The sequence below is a fragment of the Acidobacterium sp. S8 genome, from assembly GCF_009765985.1.
In the GTDB taxonomy this organism is placed as follows: domain Bacteria; phylum Acidobacteriota; class Terriglobia; order Terriglobales; family Acidobacteriaceae; genus Alloacidobacterium.
In genome coordinates this window covers 356,173-364,696 of record NZ_LMUM01000027.1, presented here as the reverse complement: position 1 = coordinate 364,696, position 8,524 = coordinate 356,173, and the positions used below count along the sequence as shown (strand labels likewise).

5 protein-coding genes are annotated in these 8,524 nt (G+C 57.8%); 1 reads left to right on the top strand and 4 read right to left on the bottom strand.

Translation table 11 applies throughout. From position 1 onward, the window contains the following. The 3 genes from GSQ86_RS11760 to GSQ86_RS11750 form a co-directional block, all read right to left on the bottom strand. Positions 1-2,597 (bottom strand): hypothetical protein (locus GSQ86_RS11760; RefSeq protein ID WP_158750116.1); only part of this gene is annotated, 2,597 nt, incomplete at its 3' end. Between the two features lie 57 nt (positions 2,598-2,654). Continuing rightward, positions 2,655-3,473: a hypothetical protein gene (locus GSQ86_RS11755; RefSeq protein ID WP_158750115.1), complete on the bottom strand. Its 819-nt coding sequence runs from the start codon at positions 3,471-3,473 to the stop codon at positions 2,655-2,657. A 379-nt stretch (positions 3,474-3,852) separates the two neighbouring features. After that, positions 3,853-5,547, bottom strand: a complete 1,695-nt coding sequence (locus tag GSQ86_RS11750) for a 30S ribosomal protein S1 (RefSeq protein WP_158750114.1) — start codon at positions 5,545-5,547, stop codon at positions 3,853-3,855. Positions 5,548-5,636: 89 nt separating this feature from the next. Here GSQ86_RS11750 and GSQ86_RS11745 point away from each other — a divergent pair, with 89 nt between their 5' ends. Continuing rightward, positions 5,637-6,185 carry an FKBP-type peptidyl-prolyl cis-trans isomerase gene (locus GSQ86_RS11745; RefSeq protein ID WP_174239959.1) on the top strand — a complete coding sequence of 183 codons (549 nt, stop codon included), beginning with the start codon at positions 5,637-5,639 and terminating at the stop codon, positions 6,183-6,185. Positions 6,186-6,237: 52 nt separating this feature from the next. On the opposite strand, the gene GSQ86_RS11740 is transcribed toward GSQ86_RS11745, so the two are convergent. After that, on the bottom strand, positions 6,238-8,427 hold the full coding sequence (locus GSQ86_RS11740; RefSeq protein ID WP_158750113.1) for a tetratricopeptide repeat protein: 2,190 nt from the start codon (positions 8,425-8,427) through the stop codon (positions 6,238-6,240). Between the last annotated feature and the right edge of the window lie 97 nt (positions 8,428-8,524).

Sequence of the window (8,524 nt, the reverse complement as noted above, 5' to 3'; positions counted from 1 at the left end):
TCACGCGAAACCGGCCCTGAAACCAGCAGCGTCCCGCCGTGATCGACATAAGCCAGCAGTTGCTCCCACGCCGCATCCGTCAAAGCCTGCGGGGCAGGCAGTATCACCAGTTTTGGCTGGCCAAGCTCAGCAAGCCGGTTCTCAGCCAGCATCCGTACTGGCGTGTGATCTTCGTAGCAGAGCGCCCGCAGCGCATGCTTCTGCGTGTCGAGCGCGAACGAATTCATGTTGCTGTACTGCAGCGCATTTGAAGTCACCATCGTCACCGCAGGGGGATCGATATGGGTAAAGCTCGCCGGGCTCTTCGCCGCGAATTTCGCGAACGCCGCCAGCACCTCGGCCTCCGGCTTCTCCGTCCCATCCGGACGAACCGCGCCGATCGTGATCTCGTTGTCGTTCGACATGTAGCTGTTCACGTTCCAGACCCATTCCAGAGCCCCGGCACCCTGCGCGAAGGCCATCGCAATCTTGCGCTCCAGCTGCCACGCCTCAATCTGCGCGGAGAAGCGCAAATGGTCGTCCATCGTCAACCGCCGCTGCTCACCCGTTTCTTGAATCAGCATCGGTTTGCCGGGAAACTTCGCCGCCAGCGAAGCCCACAGAATCCCATCGAAATCCCACCACGTATGGTCGGCCGTAAAGTCGAGCAGCTGCGAATAGAACGCCGGAGACAGCCGCCCGCTCACGCCGTTCTCCTCCTGCCCAACCGTGACAAGCTGCTGCGATCCGGTCGCGCGAATCACATCCTTCGTCCGCTTCACCCAGTCCGCAAATGTATCCTGCGTGAAGAGGAAGTAGTCATACACCTTCAGCGGGTTATAACCCGCGCGCACCGAATCGTATCCCCACGCGCCGGCCTTCGGCAGCGCAAACGGGTCCTGAGCAGCGGTTTCCGGTGAAGCACTCGACGGCTGCAATTGCAAATCGCGTCCAATACCGAACGAAGGCTCCGCCCAGGCATGCAGCAGCTTCGCCTGATCGGGATACTTCACCGCCAGCCATTCCCGCCACGCCTTCTGCTCGAACGCATCCCCGGTGGGCTGTTCTTTCCACAGATTGCTATTCGCGCTCGGCTCGTTAATCAAATCCCACGCGAGAAACGGCACATCATGAAAACGCTTCACCAGCGAATTCACATAGAGCGCCTGTCCGCGCCACGCCGCCGGATCGAGATACGCATTCGCTCCGCCAAAATTGTCCGGCAAAAATGCAAGCAAATTGAATTGCACTGGAAGCTGATTATGGCGCGCGCACATCAGGAACGCTTCAATCGTCCGCAGCGCGTCTTCGCTCACCTCGCCATTCGGAGCCATCTCCGGCTCCCATGCACTCCACAACCCGCTGCGAATCATGTTCAGCCCGGCACCATGAATCTGCGCCATGTCCTGGTTCCACACATACGCATTGGGCCGCATCAGGTAGAGCCGCTGCACATCGCTCGACATGTAGGTGGTGCCGACAACCGGCAGAGGCTTGCCGTCGAGTTCAAAGTAATCGCTGCCCGCCGTGAGCTTCGGCCCCGAGCGCAGATATTCCCAGTCCCGCATCCAGAAGCCGCTGCGATACACACGCAGCGGTTTGCCATCGCGTACCAGCGTCGCTTCCACAGTGTGGAAGCCCTTGCCGTCCGCAGCATCAGCAGGCAGCGTAATCGCATGCGAAGCATCCGCAGGCACAGTCAGCTCAACCGGCTTGCCGCCATCCTCCGCAGTCACTTTGATCTTCAGTTGATCGTCCGCAGGCTCTGTGCTCAGCAGATTCGCCTGCTCATAACGCAGTTCCAGCGCCTCACCCGGCAAGAACAACGGCACGCGCGGACGCAGCGTAAAGCGATCGTCCCGCCTCGTCGCCAACTGCGTCAGCGAAGCCAACAGCTGTGCATTCGAGAAAAACCGGGCATCAGGCTCGCAGGCAACAAAAATCCAGCGCCCGCCCACGAACCGGCTGGTATTGTGATCAATCTCAAAGATAGGAGCAGCCAGCTTGTGCCCATCCTTCACGCCCCAGGCCAGCGTCGTCAGATCGGCATCTTCATCGCCCGTCGAGCCATCGCGGTTGTACATCGGAACTACCGACAGCCGCAGCACCGGGCTGAAGGCCCGCTTCCAGCCGAAGGCGGTAACCTCAGGCTGCACATCCTTATTGGGCTCGAATGTAAGTGAGTCTGACCCGGGTGTTTCCTGATAGTCATGGATGAACAGTTCGAGCGACACAGCCACGCTGGGAGCGCGTAATTGCCAGCCCGAACCACCCGCGTAAGCCGGGCGAGTAAACGGCTTGCCGCCCAGCACCAGCAAGTTTCCGCCGCGATCCAGATACCGCAGAATCGCAGGCCACGTCGCTTCCGGATAAGCCGATCCATACGGCATCACCAGCAGATTCGCTTCAGGCTTCTCCAGCGCAGAGGCCAGTTGCTGCGCCCCGGTAAACTCCGCATCGGAAAAAGTCGCATGCAGCGCGCCTTCCGCAACAGCCGGAGAATCAGCTGCGGGAAATCCCGGCTCGAAGAAAACTACGGTGTGAGAAGCGGCTGAAGCGGAAGCAATCAGGAAAGAACAGAAGCAGGCGAAGAGAAGAATTCGAAGTGAGCGTGTCATGGTGGGATATCAGTTGCATGATATCGATATCCGCACCATATTCGAAATCGCTATGAATTATTGCTGCGGCGCGGCGTCCTTTGGAGCGCTCTGCGCATTGGCTTTCTGAAGCTTTTTGTTGCGATAGTGGCGCACAATATCCGGCCAGAATTCCACCAGCTGCGCTCCAATCGCTCCTTCGGCTGTCACCGTCAGGGCATTGGTGAATACAAGTTCCGCGCCACGATCAGATTCCGGATAGTAAATGTTCGAGATGGCACCGCCAATGATATTTCCTCCGACATTGGCATAGTTCGGTCCCCATGTTCCATTGTCACGGCGGCACCACACGGTAGACAGGGCCGCATGCAGAATACGGCTGCCAGCGCTGCCTGTACCTTTGCGAAAATACCGCGGGTCTTCATGCAGCCAGATCGGCAGGACCGCGTTACCCCAGAACGCTCCGTCAAATGAATCAGCATATGCGGCGCCAAAGCGTTTAAAGTAACCTTCTGCGCCCTGTCCATATTCATGATGGCTGTCGTCCGCCTGTCCGATGCCCGCAACAAAAGCTGCCACAAAAAACGCGTACGGATCGGTCGTACTCTTGAACATCAAATGGAATTTCTGCTTCGGACTCAACGGCGGCGCATCGGCGTTGTTCATCATGGTGAAGTTCGGCACGACTCCCAGGATGCGCTGCTTCTCTTCCTTCTTCAGGTCTTCCGCCGCCTGTTCACGGTCTGTTTTTTGCTTCTCTGCGGCAGGCGGAGGCGGAGCCGATTGCTGCTGATCCTGATCGGCTGGCAACGGTTCGTCCGGCAAATCCGTACCGGACGCGGCCAAATGCGACGACTGAGCCCATACTATCGGGCTCGCCAGCGAAAAAACAGTCATGAAAAATGCGAATACAATCCGCCTCGGAATCGAAAAACAATACATCCTGGGTGTCAGTTCATCCATTTCTGCGGTCGCATTTCACCTTGGCGAACTCCTCCACGGCGCAAGTGCACACTGCCTCATAGATACAGACGAAGAATACTGCAGACGAGTCTCTCATCGCACAGGATTCAGTTTCGAATGAATTCTCGAAGATCTTCTGTACCTGTTTAGCGCTCAAAGCTGCGCAGAAGATAGTGAACTCAGGATAGCGAAGGGCCGGTTCCGCAAACTATCTTCTATTTTACATAGAATTCGCCCGGATCGTCGCCACATCGAACACGCCCAATGTTCGGGTAGATTTGATCAAGCTAAAAGCACTTACACCCGTAAGCTCTCAAGCAAGTTCGAGTTCGATACGCTTCGTGGCCAAATCCAGTTTCGTGATGCGAAAACTCCGTACCTGCCCCGCGCGAAGCGCCTCTGTCTTCGATCCGCCCGGAGCATCGCCTGTTTTCCACCGTGTCTTCAGCATCGAGCTCAACGCCGACAGATCCACTGCCCCGCTCGTCTGCGGCTCTGCTGCGGCCTCTGCTGAATTGGAACTCCGGCAATAGCCCTGAATTCCCTCGCCCAGTTCCACGCGCACAAACTCGCCGCGCTCATCCATGGTCCGTCCCGAGACCGAATCGCCGACCTTATGCTCAGCCAGATATTCGTCCAGTCCCGTTGGAATCAGCTGCTTCATGCTCAGCTTGATCTGCCGCTTATCTTTATCGATGGCCAGCACCAGCGCCTTTACCTGCTCGCCTGTCCGCAGCACATCCTGGGGGTGCTGGATACGTTTCTCAGCGCTGATCTCGCTTACGTGCACCATGCCTTCTACACCCTCGGCCAGCTGCACAAACGCTCCGAACTTGGTGAAGCTGGTCACCGGTCCGCTGATCTCAGACCCAGCCGGGAATCGCTGCGCAACATCCGCCCAGGGATCGCCCAGCGCCTGCTTCAACCCCAGTGAAATGCGCTTCTCGCCGACATTCATGCCCAGGATTACCACATCCACCACATCGCCCTGTTTCAGAATGTCACTCGGTTTGCGAACCTTCTTGATCCACGACATCTCGGAGACGTGAATCAGCCCCTCTACGCCCGGCTCCAGTTCTACAAATGCGCCAAAATCAGCCAGCCGCGTCACCGTGCCGCGTACGCGGTCTCCAGCCGTATATTTCTCCGGCGCATCCTCCCACGGATGCTTCTGCAGCTGCTTCAACCCAAGAGAAATGCGTTTCTGTTCCGCATCGATCTTCAGAACCTTCACTTCAATCTGCTGACCTTCGGTAAGCACATCGCCGGGCTTGGTAATGCGGCTCCACGCAATATCGCTCACATGCAGCAGACCATCCACGCCGCCTACATCGACAAAGGCACCATAATCGGCAAGGCTGCGCACGGTGCCCTGCACCACATCGCCTTCCTTCACCTGTCCGTAGCGCTGCTCGCGCACAGCGAGCTGCTGCTCTTCCATCACCACGCGGCGATCCACCACCACGTCCTCGTCGGCAACGTCCAGCTTGGTGATGCGGCAGACAATCTCCTGCCCCACCAGCTTCTCCATCTCGGCCGCGTCGCGAACGCCGCTGCGCGACGCAGGCATAAATGCGCGCACGCCCACATCGACCGTCAGACCGCCCTTCACCACGCCAGTCACTGTACCAGTGATCGTCGCCTTCTCTGCAAAAGCCTGCTCCAGCGACGTCCAGTCCTTAGGCTGCGCAATCTTGAAGAGCGAAAGCTCGTAGTAGCCTTCCTCGTTGCGCCCTTTCACTGATACGGGCAGCTTATCGCCAGGCCTGGGCACTCCAGTCTGTTGAAACGCGGATACCGGCAGCACACCTTCCACTTTGAATCCGATATCGATAAAAACAGATTCAGCCGAAGCGGAAATTACCGTTCCCTGTAACTGCTTTCCGCCTCCTTCGGATTTATGCGAGTGGCTCTGATCGAACTGGGCGAGTAACTCGCCAAACGATTCGTTGTTTTCCAGGTTGTTCTCAGGGGTGGGCTGCGCTTCTGAAAGATTTGGATTCGACATGATGACCTGCAATCTTCATTCTGGCACAGCAGGCCATCGACGCAAAAATCCGCGGCCCGTCACCGGCGGATGTGCCTTACCATCGAAGAGTGAAGCTCTCTACCAATCTTTCCTTGTTCGCTCTTCTTTTAGCCACTTCGGTTCATGCTCAAACAGCACCTGCCAGCCATACCACGCATCCGCGCACGGCGGCCAGTTCCACAACGCCGCTGCCAAAGAACATTCCACCTGCTCCCGGCGTGATGCACACCGCCTACGCGCTCAAATACATCGATATCAAAATCGGCACCGGCGATATCGCTGTGCCGGAAAAGTTTTATACCGTGAATTACACCGGCTGGCTCGCCTCGGACGGCACAAAGTTCGATTCATCCTACGATCACGGCCAGCCCATCACCTTTCCCGTTGGCATGCATCGCGTCATCCCCGGCTGGGATACCGGATTCGCCGGCATGCACATAGGCGGAAAGCGCCGCCTCTTCATCCCCTACCAGCTTGCCTATGGAGAAAACGGACGTGGACCCATCCCGCCGAAAGCCGACCTGATCTTCGATATCGAGTTGCTTGCCATCTCCGATGCGCCACCAGCCACGCCGCCACCGCAGCCCGCATCGCCGCCACAGCCGCAGAGCAACTGAAATGAGAAGGCTTTTCAGTTAGAAGCGCCGGCCTTTAGGCCCGGCCCCTTTTCTAAGGCTGTGGCATCTTCTCCATCGCCAGAATCAGCTCACTTCCGACATCCAGCCGAACGCTATGCCCTACGCTGGACAACAATGCGCTGCATTGCGGTCCGGCCTCGGGCGTCATCGTAGTTCCCTTCAGACCCACCACGATACCCGGATGCACCGTCGCAGGGGCACCGCCCGGATTCAGATTCTCATCTTCCTTGATGTCCATCGCCGCCGCTGTTTGCGAAATATCTCTCCCTCCGCCAGACACCTGGGTTGGCATCGCGTCATGCAATGCCTTGCGCTCTGCTGGCGGACCTACAACACCAATCACCCGCAATAGCAGCGCTTTTCGCTTCTCCCCGGCACAATCGCCATGATCAAACATAAGAGCCAGCCTGCCGCCACTCTTATCGCCAGACGACGCCACCACACTCCCATAAATCATCGCGCCCTTTGGTAGCTCGCAGCCTTCTCCTTCCCAGTCATGCATCATCTTGAGCGAGACAGGCTGCCCCACCTTCGCATGACCGGACTCGAGCCATCCCACAATCTGGCCTTCAATCGTCACATTCGTCGGCAGATCTCCCGCCTGATCCACGTACCGGTCGCAGGCTTCATCGGCAACCGGAGGTGGCACACCCGGCTTCACCGTCGAAATCATCGACCCCTGCGCCGCGGCATCTGCAGCCGCCGATTCGAACTTCACCAGCCCGTCGCGGTAATCCATGTGGATCGTCATCGAATGCAATACGTCGAAGCCCATCAAGCCAGCGACTTCAAAGCCCGCGCTCTCATCGATCGCCGCCGGATCAAAATCCAATATGTGACCTTGGTTCTCTACCGCCAGATCGGCAAACTGAAGCTCGAAATTGTCGCGATAAATCTGCACCGTGCCGCCATTCGCCGTCGGAATCGGATTCGTAAAATTCACCTTCGTCGGTGAAACCGCATGCGCCACGCCGGGAGTCATGGTGCTCATCCGCATTCCGGTATCCAGAACAAACAGCCTGCGTTCCTTCTTGTTCAGCGTGATCGGAACCAGCAAAAATTGCTGACGGTGGTAAACCGGCGCATATCCCGCCAACGCTGCAATGCGCGGACGATCTCCCGGCATGGCATCTTCTTTTTCGCCGGCGATCGCAGGCAGCGGGGCCAGCTCCAGCCGCCCCGCCGGAAAATCTAACGTCACCAGGTAAGGCGCAAAAATATCCGTGCCTACGAATCCGCTCTCTTTATCCGGAAACGGCACATCGCTCACTCCCACCAGGCAATCGCGAAACTCAAGCGACCCGATATGCACGCTGTCGGCGCGAACCGTGTTCACCGGATCTCCATCGCGATGCTGAAAACCATTCGCATCCACCAATGCCCGGGTGATATACAAGCCCGAAGCGGCCGTATCCACAATCAACTTCGTCTTTCCCTGCGGAAGCCCTACCTCTAGACGATATCCCGTGGCATGCTTCGTATCCGCCATCATCGGCGTAAGCGGCAATACTACAGGCGCCGATATCGGATTGCTCTTGCACGTCAGCGAATTCTCCGTAAGCTGCCCCATCAGCGCGTGCACTGAGGCCATCGCCTTCTCGCGCAGATCGGCATCCACGTCCTTCATCGTGACCAGTGCCTGCTCCGTGCCTTCAATGTCTTTTGCAGGCGAATCCACCCGCAGCCACTCCCGCTTGATATCCGCATCTTCCGGGTCGATCTCATACGCCGCCTGCAGTTCCTTGCGCTCCGACCCGTACATCGAGTCGATGCGGAAAACGCGGCTGCGAATCAGGTGCGCTCGCGCATAGCAGTTATCCGCCTTCACCGCATCATCCAGCGTCTCCAACGCAAGCCACGGCTGCCCCTTCTGGAATTGGACCTCTGCCATCGCCGTCAGCGCCATCGCTGATTTCGCATCGCTCTCAAGCGCCTTTTTCGCCATCGCCTCGGCATCCGAGACCTTCCCCTCATGCAGCAGCGTCCGTACCATCGCCGATGAAATTGCCACATCCCGCGGCTTCTTCAAATACGCCTGCATATACAGCGATTCGGCAGCGTCATACTTTCCCTGCGCATAAGCCTCGTCAGCCGGAGATAGGTCATGCGGCGAAACCGCCGGGCACGACGAGTTCTGGGCATAAACGGACAGCCCCGCGAAGCAGCAGCCGAACGCAGCGTGCCTGAGATAACGAAAAATCCTGGTTTCTACGAACATCATGAAGAGTCAGCAGGAGTATACCCCGCGCTACCAGTCTTTTGTCTTCAGCTTTTCAAGGCTTCGAAAAAAGAAGCTCACCAGGAAGGCCTGGTGAGCT